Source organism: Plantibacter sp. (genome assembly GCF_059073635.1).
This window is the reverse complement of sequence record NZ_JCACOF010000001.1, coordinates 138,603-160,845: the sequence shown is the minus strand read 5'-3', so window position 1 is coordinate 160,845 and position 22,243 is coordinate 138,603. Positions and strand designations below refer to the sequence as shown.

Genomic DNA, 22,243 nt, shown 5'->3' with positions numbered 1-22,243 from the left:
TAGGGTGCCGACATGACGTTCAACGACAACGCCGACATCAGCGGGAACAAGGTCAAGCGACGGGGCCGCACGACCGGCATCGCCGTCGGTGGCGGCGCGGTCGGCGTCATCGTGATCGCGCTCATCTCGCAGTTCCTCGGGGTCGACGTCTCGGGCATCCTCGGCGGCGGCGGCATCGGCGGGGGCCAGCAGGAGGAGAGCCAGCTCTCCGACGAATGCCAGACCGGTGCCGACGCGAACGCGAACGTCGACTGCCGCATGGGCGGTGCCTACTCGTCGCTCGACGCCTACTGGGCCGAGGAGCTGCCCGCGCTCGGCGCCGACTACACCTCGCCGGCGGACTTCATCATCTTCGACCAGCAGACGAACACGGGTTGCGGTGCCGCCACGAGCGCCACGGGCCCGTTCTACTGCCCGCCGGACCAGACCATCTACATCGACACCAGCTTCTACGCCGAACTGCGCGACCGCTTCGGTGCCTCGGGCGGACCGCTCGCCGAGATGTACGTCGTCGCACACGAGTGGGGGCACCACATCCAGGCGCTCACCGGCATCATGGACCGCGCCGACCGCAGCGGTACGGGTCCGGCCTCCGACTCCGTCCGCATCGAGGTCCAGGCCGACTGCTTCGCCGGCGCGTGGGTCGCCGCGGCATCGGACACCGAGGACGCGAAGGGGGTCGCCTTCCTGAAGCCCGTGACCCAGCAGGAGATCGACGACGCGCTGAGCGCCGCGGCGGCCGTCGGTGACGACCGCATCCAGGAGGCCGCGACCGGCCAGGTGAACCCCGAGGCGTGGACCCACGGTTCGGCCGAGCAGCGGCAGCGCTGGTTCATGACCGGCTACCAGTCCGGTCCGTCCGCGTGCGACACCTTCTCGGTGTCGGCCGACCAGCTCTGACCGGCGTGCCGGGTGCGGCATGCTAGATGAGACACGTGTCGTGAACACAGGAGGAAGTGGACCGTATGGGTGAGCCGTATCCCGAGATCGAGCCGTACGAGACCGGCATGCTCGACGTCGGCGACGGGCAGTCGCTGTACTGGGAGACCTCCGGCAACCCCGACGGCAAGCCCGTCGTGTTCCTCCATGGTGGCCCGGGTGGCGCGACGAGCCCGATCCACCGTCGGCTCTTCGACCCGAAGCGCTACCGCATCGTCCTCGTCGACCAGCGCGGCTGCGGCAAGAGCACCCCGCACGCGAGCGATCCGGCGGCCGACCTGTCGACGAACACCACCTGGCACCTCGTCGCCGACCTCGAGGTCCTCCGGAAGGCGCTGAAGATCAAGCGCTGGATGGTGTTCGGCGGGTCCTGGGGCTCGACGCTCGCGCTCGCGTATGCGCAGAAGCACACGAAGCGTGTCACCGAGCTCGTGCTCCGGGGCATCTTCACGCTGCGCGACGCCGAGCTCGACTGGTTCTACGAGGGTGGTGCCTCCGCGGTCTTCCCCGACCTGTGGGAGGGCTACCTCGAGCCGATCCCGGTCGGTGAGCGCCGCCACCTCATCGAGGCCTACCACCGGCGTCTGTTCGACGAGGACCCGGCCGTCCACGGGCCGGCGGCCGTCGCCTGGTCGCGGTGGGAGTCCTCGACGATCACCCTGCTCCCGCAGGAGGAGACCGTCGCCCGGTTCACCGACCCGCACTTCGCGGTGGCGTTCGCGCGCATCGAGAACCACTTCTTCACGAACAAGGGCTGGTTCGAACCCGAGCAGCTCATCCGCGATGCCGGCAAACTCGCCGGAGTCCCCGGCGTGATCGTCCAGGGCCGCTACGACATGTGCACCCCGGTCTTCACCGCGTGGGACCTGCACCGGGCCTGGCCGGAAGCGGACTTCACGATCGTCCCCGACGCGGGCCACGCCTTCGACGAGCCGGGCATCCTGTCGGCGCTCATCGACGCGACGGACCGCTTCGCGAAGGACTGAGGGCTGCGGTCCCGGACGCCGCTGGCGGGAGAGACTGCTCCGGTCCCTGACGACGCCCTTCGACAGGCTCAGGGACCGGGGTCGGCTCAGGGACCGGGGTCGGCTCAGGGACCGGAGTCGGTTCAGGGACCGGGGGTGATCACTATTCCGTGAAGCGTGCCCGGCGGACGGCCTTGCCCACGCCGCAGGGCCTCGCCGAGCGAGCGGCCGACGAGGCCCTCGCGGGCGAAACCGCTCAGCAGCTCGGCAGCGAGCGCGCCGCGGTCGACCTCGGGTTCCGGGCCGTCGTCGACGCCGTCGGCCGGGCCGGCGAAGCCGTCGTGGGCGAGCAGGATCGAGCCCTGGTGGCAGTGCCGGACGGCGTGGGCGACGCGCTCGTGCTCGCCGACGTCCTTGACGTCCCAGGCGGTCGCCGTCCAGAGCACCGTCTGCAGGCCGGCTCGTTTGACGGCCTGCCACGTCTCGATGCTCTGCGCGCCGTAGGGCGGCCGGAACCACTCGATCGACTGGCCGCTCAACTGCTCCAGCTCCTGTTTCGCCGCGAGGGTGCGCCGGTAGGCGACCTCCTCGGAGAAGTCGGTGAGGCGTACGTGGTCGTCGCCGTGCAGGGCGAGCTCATGCCCACCTGCGACGATGCGTTCGAGGAGCTCCGGGTACTTCCGCGCGCGGCCGACGAGGACGAAGAACGTGGCGGTCGCGCCGGCCTCGGCGAGGGCGTCGAGGACACCCGGCGTGCCGTCGGGGCTCGGGCCGTCGCCGTAGGTGATGACGACCGTCCGCTCATCGGTCGCGACGCCGACGATCGAACCGTGGACGGGCAGCGAGCCGGTGAGCCGGGCGAGCAACGCCTGCCGAGCCTTCGTCATGTGTCCACCGCCCTGTGAGTCGATCCGTCCAACAGTACCTCGCTGTCGTGGCGAACGGGAGCGCGGCCGCGGCGGCGGAACGGGCGCAGGGAGGGCGGGTGTCAGGCCTGGACGAGCGTCGTGTCGAGCTCGCGCTGCTCCTCGAGCTGGGCGAGTGCACGGCGGAGTGCCGTGCTCGAGGTGCTCATCGTGTACGGGAAGTAGACGACCTCGACGCCGACCTTGGCGAACTCCGCCTCGAGCCGGAGGCCCTCGGCGGTCCCGCGCCAGTCGTCGCCCTTGAAGAAGATGTCGAACCGGAGCGCTTCCCACGCCTGGAGCTTGTCCTCCCAGGTCTCCTCGACGGCCTCGTCGACGAAGCCGATGTGGCGGACGATCTCGAGACGCTCGGTCAGCGGGACGATGGGCTCGATGCGCTTTCGGGTGCGCAGCAGCTCGTCCGAGACGACCCCGGCGATGAGGTAGTCGCACGCGCTCTTGGCGTGACGGAGGATGTTCAGGTGCCCGACGTGGAAGAGGTCGAAGGCGCCTGCTGCGTAGCCGACGCGTCCCGGTCGTGCCGCTGCGTGCTGATCGCTCATCTGAACGCTCCCCGTGTGTGTGTTTCCCTGACGTCTCCGGCGCGTTCATTGAGCCTGGTCCGAGCGTATGAGGGTCATCACCGCTTGCCGAGTCCACTTTCAGGTGCCACCCGAGGAGGGGGCGACGCCTGGCAGCGTCAGGCCGGGCCCAATAAGCTGCCTCCCGAGAGGACTCCTTCCGGAGGCCTCCGCAGCGGACACGGGCGGATCGCTCGGAACGGGGTACCACGGTGACCGAGCTCGAGGGTGAACAGACGGCAGACACGAACGTGCCGAAGACCCGTCGTCGGACCACGCTGATCGTCGTGTCGGCGGTCGTGGTCGTCGCGCTGCTCGTCGTGGCGTTCCTCCTCTTCCGTCCGGCGACGACGACCGATGCGGGCGGCGCGACCGGGACGGCGGTCCCCACCTCGTCCACCAGCGCCGGAGCCACGACGCCTGGAGCGACCGGCTCGTCGACCGGCGCACCGGTGGAACCGGGTGGACGGCCCACGCAGACGCCGATCGCCTTCGACGACGACGCCGAGCCGCTCCCCGGTGTCACGGTCGCGATCACCGGGCTCGAGGCCGTCGACGGCGAGGCGACCGGCGTGGGGGAGATATCCGGGCCCGCCGTGCGGGTGTCGGTCGAGTTCGTGAACGGCTCCGACGCCGAGGTCGACCTTCGCACCGTGCAGGTCACGGCCGACTCCGGCCCGGACCGGACCGCGAGTTCCGAGCTGAGCGGTCCCGGCGTCGTGGCCTTCCCGGCCCGGCTCGCTGCTGGGGACCGTGCGACAGCGGTCTACGTGTTCGCCGTGCCGGCCGACCAGCGCGAGTCGTTCCGGGTGTTCGTCGACTCGGTCGTGACCGCACCGGTGGTGCTGTTCGAAGGCGCAGCGCCGTCCGCCTGATCATCTCGAGCGAGTCGAGGTCGGCGACGGTGGCCGATGGCGACCTGAGGGGGTGATCCGCGGGGCAACAGCGGGGGGCAAAATCACCCATGTTCGAGGGATACTGGCGCGTCAGCGGCGCTGATAGCATCCGATCGCGCCACTGCACCCGAAGCCGTGTCGTGCATCTCTCTCACCGTTACCGGTCGCCTGCTCGGCGACTGATGGGGGCACCCGATCATGACCCGTTCTCTCTTCTCGAAGGCTGCCGTCGCGGCCGTGGCGCTCGCCGCGGTCCTGACGGGCGCGCTCGTCGCCACGCCTGCGTACGCCGACACCGCGCCGGTCGATCCGACCAGTCCGGCCTCGCCGACCACGGTCAGCGCCGACGCGCTCCCGACCGTCCAGGTGGACGGTGTGGTCTGGCAGCAGATCGTCGTCGGCGACACCGTCTACGCGGTGGGAGACTTCTCCACGGCCCGTCCGGCGGGTGCCGCCCCCGGCACGAACACGGTGACGCGGAACAACATCCTCGCGTACAAGCTCTCGACCGGCGAGCTCATCCAGGGCTTCGCTCCGAGCCTCACCGGCGGCGAGGCGGTCAGCGTCGCGGCATCCCCCGACGGCTCGCGGATCTACGTCGGCGGTTCGTTCACCGCGGTGAACGGCGCGACGGTGTGGCGGATCGCCGCGCTCAACCCGACCACCGGCGCGCTCATCACCTCCTTCCTCCCGAAGCCGGCCTCGACGGTGCGCGCGATCGCCGCGACGAACAGCACCGTCTACTTCGGCGGACTCTTCACCTCGGTCGGGACCGACCAGCGCCTCCGCCTCGCGGCGGCCAGCGCTTCCAACGGCGCGGTCCTCCCATGGGCACCGGCGGCGGACGGCGGGCGGGTGAACGCGATCGTCCTGTCGCCCGACGGCTCGAAGGCGGTCGTCGGCGGCCAGTTCACGTCGGTCAACGGTTCGACCAACCCGGGGTACGGTGTCGCGGCCGTGAACCTCACCGACGGTGCGCTGCTGCCGTTCGGTGCGAACGACAAGGTGCGCAACGGCGGCACCCAGGCCGGGATCACGAGCCTCACCTCCGACGGCGACAGCGTCTACGGCACCGGCTACGTCTTCGGTTCCGGTGGCAACCTCGAGAACAGCTTCCGCGCTTCATGGGACGGCGGGGCGCTCCAGTGGGTCGCAGACTGCCACGGTGACACGTACAGTGCCGCGGTCGTCGGAGACGTCGTGTACACCGCGGGCCACGCACACTACTGCGGCAACATCGGTGGGTTCCCGCAGACCGACCCCTGGTCGTTCTACCGCGGGATCGCCTTCAGCAAGGCGGCCACCGGGACGGCGACCCCCGACATCTACGGCTACCCGAGCTGGGGCGGTCAGGCTTCGCCGACGCTCCTCAACTGGTTCCCGAACCTCGACACCGGCACCAAGACCGGTCAGAACCAGGGCCCATGGTCCGTCGCGGGTAACACGCAGTACGTCGTGATGGGCGGCGAGTTCAAGAACGTGAACGGATCCGGTCAGCAGGGTCTCGTCCGGTTCGCGGTGTCGTCGAAGGCGCCGAACGCGCAGGGTCCCGTCGTGACGGGTTCGCGCTTCAACCCGACGGTCACCTCGTCGGTCAACGGCCAGGCACGCATCCGTTGGACGGCGAACTGGGACCGCGACAACACGAACCTCACCTACCAGGTGATCCGCGACGGCAACACGGCCAAGCCGATCTACACGACGACCAAGGAGTCGACCTTCTGGCAACGTGGCTCGATGGGCTACGTCGACACGGGTCTGACCCCCGGTCAGACCTACCGCTACCGGGTGTTCGCCACCGACCCCTTCGGGAACATCGCTCGCTCCGACACCGTGACCGTGACGATCGCGTCCGGTGGTCAGAGCTCGAGCGCGTACTCGTCGTCCGTGTTGGCCGACAGCCCGAAGACCTACTACCGGTTCGGTGAATCGGGCGGCACCACCGCCGAGGACTGGGCGGGCTTCGCCGACGGCAACATCACCGGTGACGTCTCGCTCAACCAGGACGGCTCGGGGATCGGCGACACGAACGCCTCGTACGGGTTCTCCGGGACCAACGGGAACGTGACGACGCCGGACGTACAGCTGTCCCCGGACACGTTCACCGTCGAGAGCTGGATCAAGACGACCTCCACGAGCGGTGGCAAGATCATCGGCTTCGGCGGCTCTGCGACCGGCAACTCGAACAACTACGACCGCCAGGTGTACCTGGACAACGACGGCCGGATCTTCTTCGGGGTCTACCCGGGCCAGGTCAGGACCGTGAACTCGTCGAAGAGCTACAACGACGGACAGTGGCACCACGTCGCAGCGTCGATGAGCAGCGCCGGGATGAAGCTGTACGTCGACGGCCGCCTCGTGGCGAGCCGTGCCGACACGACCACCGGTCAGCCCTTCAACGGCTACTGGCGGATCGGCGGTGACAACCTGGGCGGTTGGCCCAACCAGCCGTCATCGTCCTACCTGGCCGGCAACATCGACGAGGTCGCCATCTACGACGCCGCGCTCAGCCAGGACTCGATCATCAACCACTTCGTCGCTTCCGGACGGACCTCGCCGATCCCGGCGGCGCCCGCAGACAGCTACGGCGCCTCGGTCTACAACCTGGACCCGACGCTGTACTGGCGACTCGGCGAGACGGCGGGCGCTGCGGCGCTCGACTCCTCGAAGAGCGATCACGCCGGAACGTACACCGGCCGGGTGAACCAGGGCGTCGACGGTGCGATCACCGGGACGGCCAACAAGGCCGCCGCGTTCGACCCCATCAACCAGGGCGGCTGGCAGCAGGCCGGCGTCGCGAGCAACGACCAGTTCTCCAGCCCGAACTCGTACGCCCTCGAACTGTGGTTCAAGACCACGACGACGCGTGGAGGCAAGCTCATCGGCTTCGGGAGCAGTCAGACCGGTACGTCCGGCAGCTACGACCGCCACGTCTACATGGAGCCGAACGGTGCGTTGACCTTCGGGACCTGGACGGGCCAGACGAACACGATCACCTCGGTCGCCGGCCTCAACAACGGTGCCTGGCACCACCTCGTGGCCGAGCAGTCGAGCGACGGGATGAAGCTCTACGTGGACGGGGCGCTGCAGGGCACCAACCCACAGACGGGTGCGCAGGACTACGCGGGCTACTGGCGGATCGCCGGTGACAACGTGTGGAACGGCACCGACCCGTTCTTCTCCGGGACGCTCGACGAGGTCGCCGTCTACCCGACGCCGCTCACGAACGCCCAGGTCCAGAACCACTGGGAACTCGGGACGGGCGTGGTGCCGAACGTCGCTCCGACCGCATCGTTCACCGGTTCCGCCGTCGACCTGCACGCGCAGTTCGACGCCTCCGCCTCGGCGGACCAGGACGGCACCATCGCGTCCTACGCCTGGGACTTCGGCGACGGGACGACGGGGACCGGCGTGACGCCGAGCCACGACTACACGACGGCCGGTGCGCACACCGTGACCCTCACCGTCACCGACAACCGGGGCGCGACGGCGACCACGACCGGCTCCGTCACGACGAAGCTCCCGAACGTCGCTCCGACCGCCGCCTACAGTCCGTCCGCGCAGAACCTGACGGTCGCCTTCGACGCTTCGGCGTCGACGGATCCTGACGGCTCGATCGCGTCCTTCGCTTGGAACTTCGGTGACGGCACGACCGGCACGGGCGCCACCACGTCGCACACCTACACGGCCGCGGGCAGCTACCAGGCCAAGCTCACGGTGACGGACGACCAGGGCGCGATCGGCGAGGTCACCCAGACCATCGTCGTCAGCGCGCCGGTCCTCGTCGCGCCGACGTCGCACTTCACGCAGTCGGCCGCCGGTCTCGCGGTGAGCCTCGACGGTTCGACCTCGACCGACGGCGACGGCACGATCGTGTCGCACGCCTGGAACTTCGGCGACGGTCAGACCGGCACCGGAGCCACGGTCTCGCACACCTACGCCGCCGCCGGAAGCTTCACAGTCACGCACACGGTGACGGACAACGACGGCCTGACGGGCAGCAGCACCTCCGTCGTGACCGTCGCGGCTCCCGCCAACGTCGCTCCGACGGCCGCCTTCACGGCGACGCCGAGCGGCCTCGTCGTCGCGGTCGACGGCTCCACCTCGACCGACAGCGACGGCACCATCGCGTCCTACTCCTGGAACTTCGGCGACAGCGGGACGGCGACCGGAGCCACGGCCTCGCACAGCTACGCCGCCGCCGGGACCTACACGGTCACGCTGACGGTGACCGACAACGGCGGTGCGACGAACTCGACCACGCGCAGCGTGACCGTCACCGCACCGGTCACCCCGACCTCGCTCGCGAACGACTCGTTCACGCGCTCGGTGACGGGTGGCTTCGGCACGGCGGACAGCGGCGGCACCTGGTCGATCACCGGAGGTGCGGCGAACGCCACCGTCACCGGCGGCAAGGGTGTGCTGAAGCTCACCAAGGGCGGGGCAGGCGTGAACGGGTCGCTCTCGGGCGTCTCGTCGACCTCGACCGACGCCAGCGTCGTCTTCCGCCTGGACAAGGTGGCTGACGGCGGCGGGGCATTCGTCTCGCTCGCCGGACGCCAGGTGTCCGCAGGCAACGACTACCGGGCGAAGGTGAAGGTGGCGTCGAACGGCGCGATGACCCTCTACATCACCCGAACGGTGGGCGGCGCGGAGACCACGCTGAAGACCGTCGCCCTTGCAGGCACCTACACGGTCGGCACGGAGTACACCATCCGTGTCCAGGTCGACGGCGCCAACGCGACCACGGTCAACGCGAAGGCGTGGCGCACCGCCACTGCCGAGCCGACGAGCTGGCAGACGACGACGACCGACAGCACGGCCGTCCTCCAGACAGCGGGAACCGTCGGGGTCATGACCTACCTGAGCGCCAGCTCGACCAACTTCCCGGTCTCCGTGGCGTTCGACAGTCTGACGGTGGTGCCCGTCGGTGCCCCGACGACCCCACCGGTCGCGAACGTCGCCCCGGTGGCCGCGTTCACCCAGTCGGCTGCGGACCTCGTGCTGAGTGTCGACGGCTCCACGTCGAGCGACAGTGACGGGACGCTGGCCTCCTACGCCTGGGACTTCGGAGACGGCGGGACCGCGACCGGTGCCACCGCGACGCACACCTATGCCGCGGCAGGTTCCTACACGGTGCGGCTCACGGTGACGGACAACGTCGGTGCCACAGGCACCGTCACGAGTGTCGCGACCGTGACCGCCCCGGTGACCCCGCCGGTCGACCCGCCGGTGGACCCGGCAGCCAAGTTCGCTGCCGACACGTTCGAGCGCACCCAGGCCGGCGGCTTCGGCAACGCCGACACGGGTGGTGCCTGGACGGTCACCGGGGGAGCGGCCAACGCGTCCGTGGCGGCCGGCAAGGGCGTGCTCAAGCTCACGAAGGCCGGCGCCGGAGTGAGCGCGTACCTGGCCGGTGTCTCGGCGCAGAGCACGGACGCCACCGTCAACTTCTCCCTGGACAAGCTGCCCGACGGTGGAGGCGCCTTCGTCTCCCTCGCGGGCCGCCAGGTGTCCCCGGGGAACGACTACCGGGCGAAGGTCAAGGTCGCTTCCAACGGCGCGATGACCCTCTACGTCACGAAGACGGTCGCGGGTGTGGAGACCACCCTCAAGACGGTCGCCGTGGCCGGGGTGTTCGCTCCTGCGACGGAGTACACCGTGCGCGTGCAGGTGACGGGGAGCGGGACGTCGACCATCAGCGCCAAGGTCTGGGCTGCGGCCTCCACCGAGCCGGCCGCCTGGCAGACGACCGCGACCGACGCATCGGCCGAGTTGCAGGGCGCCGGGACCGTCGCGCTCGTCGCGTACCTGAGTGGCAGCTCGACCAACTTCCCGGTGTCCGTGTCGTTCGACAGCCTCGTCGCTCGGCCCGTCCAGTGAGCGCGGCTCGATGAGCGCCGTCTCCACCGGCCACGCGTCGTCACCGAAGGGTGGCGGCGCGCTGCGCCGCGCTCGCAAGCGTCTCAAGCACCTCGTCGCGCGCCTCGACACGATCACCCTCGGCGCGCTCGAAGCCACGCGTCGGTCCTCGCTGCTCGGAGACGGCGATGCCGTCGTCTCGCTGACGAGCTACGGCGTGCGGATCGACGCTGTTCACACCACCATCGAGTCGATCGGACGCGGCGTGGTCCGCCCTCGCCGGATCATCCTCTGGCTCGATGACGCTGACGCTCTGGAACGGTCCACGCCGCAGCTCCGACGTCTGCAGCGGCGTGGGCTCGAGGTGCGTCTCGCCGACAACCTCGGCCCCCACACGAAATACTGGCCGTACGTCGAATCGACGCCGGATCGGTCGGTACCGCTCGTGACGGCCGACGACGACATCATCTACCCCCGTCGATGGCTCGCAGACCTGCTCGAGGCGGGTCGAACGCGCCCCGACACGATCCACTGCTACTGGGCACGGGTGGTGCGACTGGACGACGACGGACGCTTCGCGCCCTACGGCTCGTGGCCGTCGGCATCCGACACCGCACCGTCCCCGGCGAACTTCGCCCTCGGCGTCTCGGGTGTCCTGTACCCGCCACGTATGCTCGACGCGCTCCACGGAGCCGGGCGTGCCTTCGAGACCGTGACCCCCAAGGCCGACGACATCTGGCTGCACGCGATCGCCCTGCGCGCCGGCGTGCCGGTCGCCCAGGTCCGCGACAAGGCCGTGCACTTCCTCACCGTCCCAGGAACCCAGGTGATCAGCCTGCGTGCGGACAATGTGGCGGGAACCGGGAACGACGACGCCATCGACCGGGTCTACGGACCGGAGGACCGAGCCGTCCTCACCGGCATCGATCGCGGAGCGAGGCGGACCGGCACCTGAGCGGACCGCCGGGAGGCGTGTCGGGCGACGACGACCCTGGGTGGCCTGAGCGCGAGAGCCGTCCGGCGGCCGATCGTCGCATCCGCGACGGCGATGCCGATGACCGCCCAGAGCACGATGCCGGCGACGGAGCGGGTGGCGAGTGAGCTGTACGTCTGGGGGATGATGACCGCGATCGCACCGGCCAGCATGACCCCGGGCATCGAGACCCATCGTCGAGCGGTCACGAGCAGTGCGACCATCGTCCCGAAGTACAGCAGCGCGAACACGATCCCGATGTCGATCGAGTACATGAGCACGGCACTCTCGAGGCTGGTGCCGAGGCCGGCCGCCGACCCGATCCGGTAGCTGGAGGAGATCCCCTGCCCCGTCAGCAGGAAGTCCGGCCATTCCCGGGCGAAGAAGTCGAGGGCGAGGAGCCGGGCGCGGGTGGACCCCGTGTCGTCCTGGACACGATCGAGGACGCCGGCCGCGAGGGGTGAGAGGGCGGTCGCGACGATCGCGACGGAGGCGAGCACCATGCCGACGAGTCGTGCGGCGGCACTCTTCGTCGACATCCCGACCACGTACAGGGCGCCGACGATCATGACGATGAGCCCGAGGCGCGACTGCGACACGAGGACGCCGACGAACATCACGGCCAGCAGCGGCAGCCGGAGCCACCAGTGGCGCACACCGGCGAGGAGCGGGGTCACGACGCAGACGGCGAGGGACAGCGCGAGCGGTTGGTCCAGCGTGCCCATCCACCGGTCGTGGACGGGGTTGAACCAGTACTGGGATTCGAAGCCTGCCGCGTAGACGATCGGCTCCTTCACGATCCACTGCGCGATCGCGACGGCGACGGCGACGGTGGTGAGGAGGATGATCAGATCGCGGAGGCGCAACAGCCACCGGCGGTCGGCACCCTCGAGGATGAGGAGCAGGAGCAATACGGGCACGAGGATCTGGTCGACCAGCAGATTCATGCCGCCGCCGTAGCTGCTGAACCGGGTCGTGACGAACGCGACCGACACGACGAGCCCGAGCGCGAGGAACACCACGACGTGCTCGGCGACCACCTCGGCGAGCCGCGGTCCGTTGTGGATCACCTGCATCGCGACGGTGGCGATGACCAGCCAGGTGGCCGGATGGAACGCCAGCCCTCCGCTCGCCTGGCCGGTCAGCACGTATCCGCCGACGGTCGGGACGAGGAACCAGAGTGAGACCGCCATGGCGACGCTCGCCATCGGGCGGTCGCGCAGGACGAGCGCCACCGCCAGGCAGACCAGGATCCAGAGGATGAGTTGGGTCATGGGCGGAGCGCGGCTTACGGTTCGGCGCGAGCGGTCCGGGCCGTCGTCTTCGGTCGCTCGTCTCCGCCGCGCTGACCGATGAGGGAACGCAGCTGCTCGTCCATCCGACGCGCATGGGCGCCCCCGTGGCGCCTGGACGGACGTGGAGACGAGTTGAGCACGGAACCGAGGACCAGGGTGCCGGCCGGCGCGAGCGCCTCCATGCCGCTCAGGAGCTGCGGCTTGGTCGCCCGGTCGCGACCGACCACGAGGACCGCGCCGTCCGAGAGCCGACCGATGAGCGAGGCGTCGATGCGGGGCAACAGGGGAGCGGTGTCGATGACGGCCAGGTCGCAGTTCGCCCTGATGTGCTCGACCAGCTGCGCGAACCGGGTCGAGGCGAACCCCTGCGCGGCGTCGAGGTGCGCACGGCCCGCCGGGATGACGAGCAGGCCCGGGGTGGAGGTCTCAGCGATGATGTCGGACACCTCCGCCTCTCCGGCGAGGTACTCGCCGAGGCCCGGTGACTCGGTGAGGCCGAAGGCCGCGCTGAGCGCCGGATGGGCGAGATCGGCGTCGACGATCACCACGGTCGAGTGGAACCGGGTCAGGGACAGCCCGAGGGAGCCTGCGACGAGCGACCGCCCGTCGCCCGCATGGGCGCTGGAGACTTGGATCACCTGCTGCCGTGGCTTCGCCACGTCCAGGCCGAGACCCGCGACGAGACGCTCGACCGGCCGGTCGAGCTGGCCGGCGGGATCATGGCCGCCCGCCGCCCGCCGGGCGAGGAGTCCGCGGGTGCGGACCCGCGGGATGCTCGCGAGCACGGGCAGTTCGAGGGCGTCCTCGAGCTCGGTGGCGGTCCCGATCGCCCGGCGGCTCGTCTTGCGGACGATGGCGATCGTGGCTCCGAGAGCGAGTCCGACGATGGCACCGAGCGCGAGGTTCAGGGGCTTCTTCGGTGAGATCGGCGTCCTCGTTGAGCGTCGGACCGGAGACCACGTTCAACTTGACGTTCGCAAGCTCGGCATCACCGCGGTTGTCGAGCGTGGAGACGAGTTGACCGAACTGGTCGGCGACGGCGCGCGCGAGCGCGAAGGACCGGTCCTTGTCGGTGTCCTGCACCTCCACGCCCAGCAGGACGGTCTCCGGGTCGGAGTAGGCGTTGATCCGTGAGGAGACCTCGGCGACCGTGAGGTCGACCCCGCTCGACTCGATGATCTGACGAGCCATCGACTCGCTCGTGAGCAGCTGCACGTAGGAGTTGATGCGACGCTGCGCGAACTCGTCCGCGGCAAGCGCCGAACCGCCCACGTCGGTCTGGGTGGACACGAAGAACTTGACGCTGCTCGCGTAGACCGGGGTGCTGATCGAGTTGTAGACCATTGCGAGGCCGAGGCCCGCGATGAGCGCGATGGCGACGATCCACCACCCGGTCACGATGGCGCGTACGTATCCGAGCAAAGTCACGGGTGGTCTCCTGGGTGGTCGGGCCTGCATCGCATCTTACGGCGTTCTCCGAGGACCGAACGCCGTGAGCGGTGCGGGACGTCCGCAGTCCGGTACGCTGATTCCAGCGTGTACCCGTTTGTCTCCGCCGCCCCGTTCGCACCCGAAGCGTGACCTGGGCCTGGGTGCCCGCTCGCAACACGCTGCGACGAGATGGGGTCGGCTCGATGAGAGTCATGGTCATGCACCCGAGCGCGGAGCTCTACGGCTCCGACCGGGTGCTGCTCGAGAGCGTCGCCGCCTATACGGAGCGGGACGTGCCGGTCACGGTCGTCCTCGCGTCCGACGGCCCACTGGTGGACGAACTGCGTCGGATCGGTGCGGAGGTCGAGGTCACGGACCTCCCCGTGCTCCGCAAGTCGATGCTGTCACCGGTCGGGCTCGTCCGACTCGCCGGCCGCTCGATCGTGTGGGTGTTCCGCGGACGGCGCCTCGTCCGTCGGGTGCGACCGTCCGTCGTCTATGTGAGCACCGTCACCATCCCCATCGCCAACGTGATCGCGAGGCTCTCCCGCATCCCGCTCGTGGTGCACGTGCACGAGGCGGAGGACAGCGCGGGACGTCTGGCGCGGTTCGCATTGTCCGCCCCCCTCCATCTCGCCCACCGCATCGTCTACAACAGTGGCTTCTCGCAGCGGACCGTGGAGCGGATGTTCCCAGCACTGGCCGCACGATCCGAGATCGTGTTGAACGGGGTCACCGCTCCCAGGACCGTCCACGCCCCCCGTCCCACCCTCGAGGGTGGCATCCGCGTCGTGTACGTGGGCCGCCTGTCGGCGCGCAAAGGGCCTGACGTGGTCGTCGAGGCCATCGCACAGCTCCCGGAGACCCTGCCGGCGTCGCTCAGCCTCGTCGGCGCGGTCTACCCCGGGTACGAGTGGTTCGAGGAGGCGCTCCGCGAGCGGGTCGGTGCACTCGGGCTCGAGGAGCGTGTCGCCTTCGAGGGGTTCGTCGACGACGCCTACCCGATGATCAGTGCCGCCGACGTCATGGTCGTCTCCTCTCGCGTCGACGAGCCCTTCGGCAACACCGCAGTCGAAGCGATGCTCGCGGCGCGCCCGGTCGTCGTCAGCGACACCTCCGGTCTGCGGGAGGCGGCCGCCGGCTACGAATCCGCGCGTTTCGTCGCCCCCGGTGACGCGTCCGCCATCGCGAGCGCCATCGAGTCCATCGCGACGGGTTGGTCGGACGTGCGGGAGGCCGCAGAACGTGACGCCCTGGTCGCCACCGAGCGTCACAGCACCGCCTCCTACCGCGAACACCTGCGCACCGCCGTGTCCCGGGCGCTCCAGGGGCGTCGGAGCCGTGGGGTCGAGGCTGCGTCGTGACGGCGACCGACCCGGCTGACGACGGGCTCAGGAAACCGCCCCAGACGACGGCGCAGGGCGTGAAGTGGTCGGGCACCGCCGTCATCCTGCGGCAGCTCGCGCAGGTCGCCAGCGCACTGGTGATCGCACGCATCCTCGGCCCGTCGAGCTACGGGGTCGTGAGCGCCGCGACGATCTACGTCACCCTGACCACGTTGATGCTCGACCAGGGCCTCTCCTCGGCGCTCATCCAGCGGCCCTCCCTGGAACGACGAGCACCCGGTGCGGTCGCCACCCTCAACATCCTCCTCGCCGTCCTCCTCGCCGTCCTCACGTGGTTCCTCGCCCCCGTCATCGCGGACTTCTTCCGCGTCGACGCGCTGGCGGAGGTGCTGCGGATCCTGGGCGTCCTCCTGCCGCTCAAGGCGCTCGCCGTCGTGCCTCGTGCGATGCTGTCCCGCACGCTGCAGTTCAAGCACATCGCCGTCGCCGACGTCGTCGGCGCGGTCATCGGCGCGATCGCCGGTATCGCATCGGCACTGCTCGGCGCCGACTTCTTCGCCACCGTCTACCAGACCCTCGTGACCGATGCGCTCGTCGCGGTCGTGCTCCTGATCGCCTTCCGCGGGCCGGTTCCGAACCTCGCGTTCCGCAGCATGGGCATGCTGTTGAGTTACAGCATCAAGGTGTTCGCGACGAACTGCATCGCGTACTTCTCGCGGAACATCGACAACATCCTGGTGGGACGCTTCCTCGGCGTCACCTCACTCGCGTTCTACGGGATGGCCTACCGCGTCCTGTCCATCCCGGTGCAGCTCATCGGGCAGACGGTCAACCGGGTGCTCTTCCCCGTGTTCTCCAGGAACGCCGGCGACCGGGTCCGGATCGCCAGGCAGCTCACCGACGCGACGGAGATGCTGGCGACCACCGTCATCCCGATCATGGTGCTCATCTCCGCGGCGGCTCCCCAACTCGTGATGGCCGTCCTCGGCCCTGAATGGGCCGCCGCCGCGGTGCTCATCTCGATCCTGGCGCTGGGCGGCGCCCGCGAAACGGTGTTCTACATCACCCCGTCACTCATGAAGGCCCTCGGGTTCGCCTCGTTGAACCTCAGATACGAGCTGTTCGCCACGGCGCTCCAGGTCGGCGGGATCGTCATCGGTCTGCAGTTCGGCGTCGTCGGCGTCGCAGCCGGGTACACGATCGCCGGATTCGTCCTCGCGCCCGTGCTCCTCGCGATCCAGCGCCGGCTGACGGGTGTCCGCATCCGCGCCCAGCTCGGCGTCATGCTGCCGGCCGTCCACGCGAGCATCTGGGGCGCGGCGGTCTACCTCGGCATCGGGTTGCTCGGGCTCCCCGACCTGCTCCACCTCGTCGTCGGCGGTCTCGCCTTCGTCCTCAGCTGCGTCGGGGTCTTCCTGCTCTTCCACCGCCGCACCGCGCGACGGTTCGTCCAGCGGGCCCGAGAGACCATCGGGTCCCGTCGCGCGCCCAAGCCGACCACTCCAGGAGAGGATGCCGTATGAGCACCCCACCATTCACCACCCTGACGATCGCGGTGCTCACCTACAAGCGTGTCTCCCAGATCGTCGACCTGATCCCCAAGCTCGTCGAGCAGGGCCGCATGGTCGATGCGAGCGTGCGGATCCTCGTCGTCGACAACGACCCGGAGGCCGGCGCGCGCGAAGCGGTCGTCGCGGCACTCGGCGATGAGGGCGTCTACGTGCACGAGGCGGTCCCGGGGATCGTCGCCGGACGCAACCGTGCCCTCGCCGCGTCGGGCGACCAAGACCTGCTCGTGTTCATCGACGACGACGAGGTGCCGTCGGCACGGTGGCTGGCGCAGCTCGTCGAGGTCTACCGTCAGGCCGATCCGTCCGTCGTGGCCGTGGTGGGGTCGGTCGTGTCCGTCTTCGAGCGTGAGCCGGAGCCGTGGGTCGAGGCCGGTCGGTTCTTCGACCGGCGGCGCCTCGCCACCGGGACCGAGATCACGGTGGCTGCGACGAACAACCTCCTCCTGGACCTCCGATGGCTCCGTGGGCACGGGATCGTGTTCGACCACCGCTTCGGTCTGTCGGGTGGCTCGGACACGCTCTTCTCCCGGGCGATCGTGGCGCAGGGAGGACGGATGCTCTGGTGCGACGAGGCCGAGGTGACCGACGAGGTGCCGGTGAGCCGGATCACGAGGGCGTGGGTCCTGCAGCGCGCCTACCGGAGCGGCAACTCCTGGAGCAGGACGTCCCTGGCGCTCGAACCGTCTCGCCTCGGCCGCCTGCGGATCCGCGCAGGGCTCCTGTCCAAGGGTGCGGTGCGGCTGGTGGGCGGTTCCGCGCAGAGTCTGCTCGGACGGGTGCGCGGTTCGATGCGGCACGATGCGCGAGGACGCCGCACCGCCCGACGCGGAGCGGGGATGATCGCAGGCGCGTTCGGCGGCGTGTACAGCGAGTACGCGCGGGCGTCCCACTGACCCGGACCGGTCGCCGACCCGGATGTCTCCCGGTCAGGACACCAGCAGCAGTGCGCTGACGACCGTCCCCGTGAGCTCCATCACATTGCCGCTCTGCGTCAGGCTGACCGCCGGGTACGCGGTGAAGGGGCACGAGGAGACCACCCGGTTGGGTCCGAACTTGTTGTTCGTGACCGTGGCCGTCTGGCTCCACCCTTTGCGGGTCTGGAGCTTCACGGAGCAATGGCCTCCGTCGATCCAGTTCCCGTCGACGGTGAGCGTCACATCGTCCTGCTCCGCACCGCCGAGGATGGCGAAGTTCGTCGCGCCGCGGATGGTGTTCCCGATGATCCGGAGGTTCTTGCCGCGCAGGATCTGGATGTTGTCGTTGTGGGTCGACCCGCCGCCCTGCGCGGGGTCGTTCGCGTAGAACACGGTGTCCTCGAGGAGGGACTTCTCGACCAGGACGTTGTCACCGTGGATCTTGATCGAGTCGACGTTGCCGACGACGTGCACGCCGCGGGCGGTGAAGTCCCAGCCCTTGATGCCGTCGAAGTAGACCGACGGGAATTCGGCGATCACGTCGACCCGTTCGATGAGGAGGTTGTCGTACCCGTAGTTCGTGATGAGTCCGAGGGCGTACCCCCGTGCCTTGCCGCCGCGGACGATCGAGTTCTTGATCGTGACGTCCGGTGCCTTCACCGTGACGAAGCCGTGGATGTCGAGGCCCGAGATGACGGTGCCCGGTGTCGTGATCGTGAGGTCGCCGTCGTATCGGGTGAGCTTCGTCCCGGCCGGGACACCCGTCGTGCTCGCCGAGGGCTTCACCGGGTCTTTCGGCGGGGAACTCGGCTGACCTCCGGTCGGCGGAGCGGGTGACGGGGACGGATCCGGGGAGGGGACGGCCGACGGAGCGGGAGAGGGTGACGCGGATGGGGCTGGACTGGGCGATGCGCTCGGAGCCGGTGACGGCTGGCCGGGCGCGGGGTCGTCGTCCGGCGGGGTCGTGAGGGTCGGGGCGGGCGGCCGCACGACCGTCGAGGTCGAGGCGTTCGAGAACGGGACGGTCGCGCTGAGCGCCGCCGACGCGGACAGGTATCCCCAGAGGCGGACGACGCCGGGGGTCGAGATCCGTCGGGAGCTCGCATCGGCGATCGACTGCTGCCACCCGGGCTTCGCGGCACCGTCGGCCCACGCTCGAACGGCGATCCGCACCGGGTTGGTGCCGGCGACGACGCCCTCGATCCGGAGCTGCTGACCGGTCGACACCGCGAGGCTCGTCGAACCACTCGCCAGCGTGGTCTCGACGCCGCCGACGACGCGGACGATACCGACCGAGACCTCTCCGGCATCCTGGATGCGGACCTTGGCTCGATATCCCGATCCCGGATCGGTCGAACGCATCTGCACCGCGAGGTAGGTGGAGCGCTGCTCCGGCACGGTGAAGGACGCGGACGCCGTCACATTGCCGAGCACAGCCTCCGACACGGTGACCGCGGTCGAGTAGCCGGTCCGCAGGGCGAGTGACCCGTTCGTCGCGGCGTCGGCCGGCCCGGCCACGATCGTCGTCCCGACGAGGGCCAGGAGCCCTCCGGTCAGGACAGCCGCCCTGATCCGTGAGGATGACGGTGTCGCGAGCGACGCCCCGGTTCCGCCGTCAGCACCGGTGCGCCTGGCACCACTCCATCCACCCATGTGAATCCTCCGTCGGACAGCTGCTTCGGTTCGGCGGGATCCTCCCCCGATCGGGGGGTCCGTGCATCGCGAGTGTGCAATACCTTGCCCGAACCGAAACCCGCTTCGCAAGCCGGATCTGGTGGAGTCGGAGCTGATGACCCCCGAACCGTGGATGGCAGTTGCAGGGCGCCCGTCCGCTCGCGCTCGGCTGCAGGAGGGTGGCCTATAAGAGAGGAACGCCGACGACGATTCCACGCACGCAGGGCGGAGCTGTGCGCCCGTCATCGGCGTCGGAGAACCGGCGTGGAGAACGTCGGTGATGCCCCCCTCGGAACCGGCCGTGAACGAGCCCACGAATACGACGTCGGTCGTCGCCCGGAGGCGACGACCGACGTCGAGGGGGAGGGAGCGCCGCTACTCGGCGGACACCGGTGCCGCACCGAGGCGGTCCATGTCCCTGAACCACTTGACCGAGGCGAGCAGCAGGTGGCCGGCGTTCGCGACGAACATCAGCGTGTACGCGGCGAAGAAGAGGACGGGCGCGCCGATGAGCAGGAACACCAGGCACAGGAACCCGTAGTCCGTGGGGATCACGAGGAGCGAGCGGAGTGGTGAGCTCCTGCGCGCGTCCGCAGCGGGCTTGAAACCGTAGGCGGCCTTGAGCTGGTCGTTCAGGATCATCGCGAAGAACGACACCGCTGCGACGACCGTGTACCCCATCGGGATGAGGTAGAGCGCAGGATCCGTGAACTCGAAGTGACGGAACACCATGATGAGCACGGCGAGGTGCAGGGTCGAGATCTTCGTCGCATCGACGACGTGGTCGAGCCATTCGCCGCTGGCGGATCCGCCGCCGCGCAGACGCGCCACCTGTCCGTCAGCCGAGTCGAAGGCGTAGCCGATCGCCAGCGCGAGCCAGACGGCGACGCCGACCCACCACGCCGGCGGGAGGATGGCCAGCATCGCGATGCCTGAGAAGGTGAACACCGCGCTGATGGCCGTGACGATGTTCGGGGTGAGTCCGACCTTGTAGGCGCCGGCGGCCAGGTATCGGCCGGCTTTGCGGTTCACGTAGATCGAGTAGGCCGGGGCTCCGGCGGCGCGCTTCTTCTGCGCACCGGCCAGGCGGGCGACGATCTCGGTGTAGGACTCGGTGGTCGAACGGGTGTCGGCAGTGATTCGGGTCATGCCAATCCTCCGGTGCTCTCGGTGATGCGTGTCGGGTTGATGCCGCTGACCGGTTTCGGGTTCCAGTCGATGGGCAGGCGGGTGAAGCGTCCGGTGCCGTGGATCGTCGCGCCGTCCGCCAGACGGAGGGCGAGCGCCTCGTAGCCGTCGGCGATCGTGTCCCAGCGGTAGACATCCGCGGCGCGCACCTGCAGGGCTGCGCCGAGGGCGGCGGTGCCCGCCTCGTCCCCCTCCGCCTGCTCGACGAGGCGGGCGACCTCGTCGGCCGTCGCGAAGAACGAGCCGGCGCTGCCGACGACCTCGTGGTTGAACACGGAGTCGAAGCCGATCACGGCCGTACCGGCACCCATGGCGCGGAGGAGCGAGGGGTTGGTTCCACCGACCGAGTGGCCGTGGACGTAGGTGAGTGCGCCGGCGTACAGCTGGTCGAGGAGCTCCTGGTCCCAGACGCCGCCCAGCAGGTGCACCCGGGGGTCGCTCGCGGCAAGGGCGGCGATGCGCTCGCTGTGCTCGGCGCCGTACGGTGCCGAGCCGACGACCACCAGCGGGTGCCGCGCGGCACTGCGGATGAAGCCTTCGACGATCAGGTCGACGTGGTTCTCCGGTTCGAAGCGGGCGACCACGAGGTGGAACGCACCGGCCTCGACGCCGGCACCGGAGCCGAGCAGATCCGTCCGAGGCTGCTCGAGGATCTTGGCGCCGTAGGTGAGGAGTTCGGTCGGCACGCCGAACTGCTGCTCGTAGTAGTCGGCGATCCCCGCCGCGTCCGCGATGAGCGCGTCAGCGGTGCGCACGGACCGCTCCTCCGCCCACCGGTAGTAGCGCTTGCCGGAGCCGCTCCACTTGGCGCGCTTCCATTCGAGGCCGTCGACGTGTACGGCGGTCGGGACGCCCTTGGCACGGATGACGGGGACGAAGGGCGCATTCGCCGCGTTGAAGACGAAGGCGACGTCGTTGCGTCGGGTGACCGCCATGTGGAGGACGGACAGAGCGGTGTGGCTGAGGGTCTCCAAGACCTTCTTGCGGACCGCCGGCAGGTGCACGAGTCGCATCCCGAGGTGTTCGGCCGGTTGCTCGGCCGCGGTGCGGCGGCAGTAGACGGTGACCTCGTGGCCGCGCGCGGCGAGCCTGCTGCCGATCTCCTCGACGGCGGTCTCGAATCCGCCGTAGGCGGCCGGGACCCCACGGGTCCCGACCATCGCGATGCGAAGCGTGCCGTCGGGACGTCGGCCGTGGGCGACGGTCTTGCGTCTCGGGTCGCTCATCGGGTGGACGCGGACGTTGTTCGCAGGAAGGACTGCACGATGCTGTACATGGCTGAGTTCGGGTCTCTCATGGTCGTTCGACCGGCGCACGGGTTTCGGGTCGGTGCGGCGGTACTGCTGCCCGGCGCCTCAGGCGCCGGCGTTCGGGTATCGGGTGCTCGGTCGGGAACCGGGTGTTACGTCGATGATGGTGCCGCTCACGAGCGTGCGAGCGAAGCGTCCGTCGTCGGGTGAGGACGGGACGGAGGCGCGGTCGGCTCGGGTAAGCGTCGCGTGACTCGTCGCAGCTTCGGGTGCATGCGCGCGAATGGCTTCATTGACCGGGTGGGGCTCGGCGGGTTCGGGTGCCGGGAGAGCCCACCAGTTCGCGGTGGTGAAGACGACTGTATCGAAGTGTTGCCCCCTCTGGAAGGGGATTTGTCCTCTTTTCGCAGGACACCCCTCGCTTTGGGGGCATCACCGACAGAAGTCCTGACA

16 protein-coding genes are annotated in these 22,243 nt (G+C 69.6%); 8 read left to right on the top strand and 8 right to left on the bottom strand.

Annotation, left to right across the window (positions count from 1 at the left end):
• The first annotated feature begins 12 nt into the window (after positions 1-12).
• The gene (gene ypfJ / locus AC5JOC_RS00735) at positions 13-900 is read left to right on the top strand and encodes a KPN_02809 family neutral zinc metallopeptidase (protein ID WP_079705113.1); all 888 of its coding nucleotides are present in this window, start codon (positions 13-15) and stop codon (positions 898-900) included.
• A 65-nt stretch (positions 901-965) separates the two neighbouring features.
• A complete protein-coding gene (gene pip, locus AC5JOC_RS00730) occupies positions 966-1,925 on the top strand; it encodes a prolyl aminopeptidase (protein ID WP_079705114.1) in 960 nt (319 codons plus the stop codon).
• Between the two features lie 122 nt (positions 1,926-2,047).
• Here pip and AC5JOC_RS00725 read toward each other — a convergent pair whose 3' ends face one another.
• Both AC5JOC_RS00725 and AC5JOC_RS00720 read right to left on the bottom strand, forming a co-directional pair.
• Positions 2,048-2,791, bottom strand: a complete 744-nt coding sequence (locus tag AC5JOC_RS00725; RefSeq protein ID WP_494244862.1) for a polysaccharide deacetylase family protein — start codon at positions 2,789-2,791, stop codon at positions 2,048-2,050.
• A gap of 101 nt (positions 2,792-2,892) precedes the next feature.
• On the bottom strand, positions 2,893-3,372 hold the full coding sequence (locus AC5JOC_RS00720; protein WP_494244861.1) for an FAD synthase family protein: 480 nt from the start codon (positions 3,370-3,372) through the stop codon (positions 2,893-2,895).
• A gap of 230 nt (positions 3,373-3,602) precedes the next feature.
• Between AC5JOC_RS00720 and AC5JOC_RS00715 the strand changes: the two genes are divergently transcribed.
• The 3 genes from AC5JOC_RS00715 (at position 3,603) to AC5JOC_RS00705 (ending at position 11,103) form a co-directional block, all read left to right on the top strand.
• The gene (locus AC5JOC_RS00715) at positions 3,603-4,265 is read left to right on the top strand and encodes a hypothetical protein (RefSeq protein WP_494244860.1); all 663 of its coding nucleotides are present in this window, start codon (positions 3,603-3,605) and stop codon (positions 4,263-4,265) included.
• A gap of 219 nt (positions 4,266-4,484) precedes the next feature.
• A complete protein-coding gene (locus tag AC5JOC_RS00710) occupies positions 4,485-10,169 on the top strand; it encodes a PKD domain-containing protein (protein ID WP_494244858.1) in 5,685 nt (1,894 codons plus the stop codon).
• Between the two features lie 10 nt (positions 10,170-10,179).
• A complete protein-coding gene (locus AC5JOC_RS00705) occupies positions 10,180-11,103 on the top strand; it encodes a glycosyltransferase (RefSeq protein WP_124768710.1) in 924 nt (307 codons plus the stop codon).
• On the opposite strand, the gene AC5JOC_RS00700 is transcribed toward AC5JOC_RS00705, so the two are convergent.
• The 3 genes from AC5JOC_RS00700 to AC5JOC_RS00690 are packed head-to-tail and all read right to left on the bottom strand — an operon-like array spanning position 11,037 to position 13,844.
• The gene (locus tag AC5JOC_RS00700) at positions 11,037-12,395 is read right to left on the bottom strand and encodes an O-antigen ligase family protein (protein WP_124768711.1); all 1,359 of its coding nucleotides are present in this window, start codon (positions 12,393-12,395) and stop codon (positions 11,037-11,039) included. The two genes, AC5JOC_RS00705 and AC5JOC_RS00700, sit on opposite strands and share 67 nt — an antisense overlap.
• A gap of 14 nt (positions 12,396-12,409) precedes the next feature.
• Positions 12,410-13,201, bottom strand: a complete 792-nt coding sequence (locus AC5JOC_RS00695) for a CpsD/CapB family tyrosine-protein kinase (protein ID WP_494244856.1) — start codon at positions 13,199-13,201, stop codon at positions 12,410-12,412.
• The gene (locus AC5JOC_RS00690) at positions 13,134-13,844 is read right to left on the bottom strand and encodes a YveK family protein (RefSeq protein WP_494244854.1); all 711 of its coding nucleotides are present in this window, start codon (positions 13,842-13,844) and stop codon (positions 13,134-13,136) included. Before AC5JOC_RS00690 ends, AC5JOC_RS00695 begins: the two co-directional genes overlap by 68 nt.
• 221 nt (positions 13,845-14,065) lie before the next feature.
• On the opposite strand from AC5JOC_RS00690, the gene AC5JOC_RS00685 reads away from it, so the two are divergent.
• Genes AC5JOC_RS00685 through AC5JOC_RS00675 form a run of 3 tightly spaced genes read left to right on the top strand, consistent with a single transcriptional unit; the run spans position 14,066 to position 17,657 of the window.
• On the top strand, positions 14,066-15,211 hold the full coding sequence (locus AC5JOC_RS00685; RefSeq protein WP_164486922.1) for a glycosyltransferase: 1,146 nt from the start codon (positions 14,066-14,068) through the stop codon (positions 15,209-15,211).
• The gene (locus AC5JOC_RS00680; protein WP_124768714.1) at positions 15,208-16,716 is read left to right on the top strand and encodes a lipopolysaccharide biosynthesis protein; all 1,509 of its coding nucleotides are present in this window, start codon (positions 15,208-15,210) and stop codon (positions 16,714-16,716) included. The genes AC5JOC_RS00685 and AC5JOC_RS00680 overlap by 4 nt, the downstream gene beginning before the upstream one ends.
• Positions 16,713-17,657, top strand: a complete 945-nt coding sequence (locus AC5JOC_RS00675; RefSeq protein WP_411557913.1) for a glycosyltransferase family 2 protein — start codon at positions 16,713-16,715, stop codon at positions 17,655-17,657. The genes AC5JOC_RS00680 and AC5JOC_RS00675 overlap by 4 nt, the downstream gene beginning before the upstream one ends.
• Before the next feature lie 33 nt (positions 17,658-17,690).
• Here the strand turns inward: AC5JOC_RS00675 and AC5JOC_RS00670 are convergent, their stop codons facing one another.
• From AC5JOC_RS00670 to AC5JOC_RS00660, 3 genes are all read right to left on the bottom strand, one after another.
• Positions 17,691-19,331 carry a right-handed parallel beta-helix repeat-containing protein gene (locus tag AC5JOC_RS00670; RefSeq protein WP_124768716.1) on the bottom strand — a complete coding sequence of 547 codons (1,641 nt, stop codon included), beginning with the start codon at positions 19,329-19,331 and terminating at the stop codon, positions 17,691-17,693.
• A gap of 396 nt (positions 19,332-19,727) precedes the next feature.
• A complete protein-coding gene (locus AC5JOC_RS00665; RefSeq protein ID WP_430891893.1) occupies positions 19,728-20,501 on the bottom strand; it encodes a CDP-alcohol phosphatidyltransferase family protein in 774 nt (257 codons plus the stop codon).
• On the bottom strand, positions 20,498-21,766 hold the full coding sequence (locus tag AC5JOC_RS00660; protein WP_124768718.1) for a glycosyltransferase: 1,269 nt from the start codon (positions 21,764-21,766) through the stop codon (positions 20,498-20,500). Before AC5JOC_RS00660 ends, AC5JOC_RS00665 begins: the two co-directional genes overlap by 4 nt.
• Positions 21,767-22,243 lie beyond the last annotated feature (477 nt).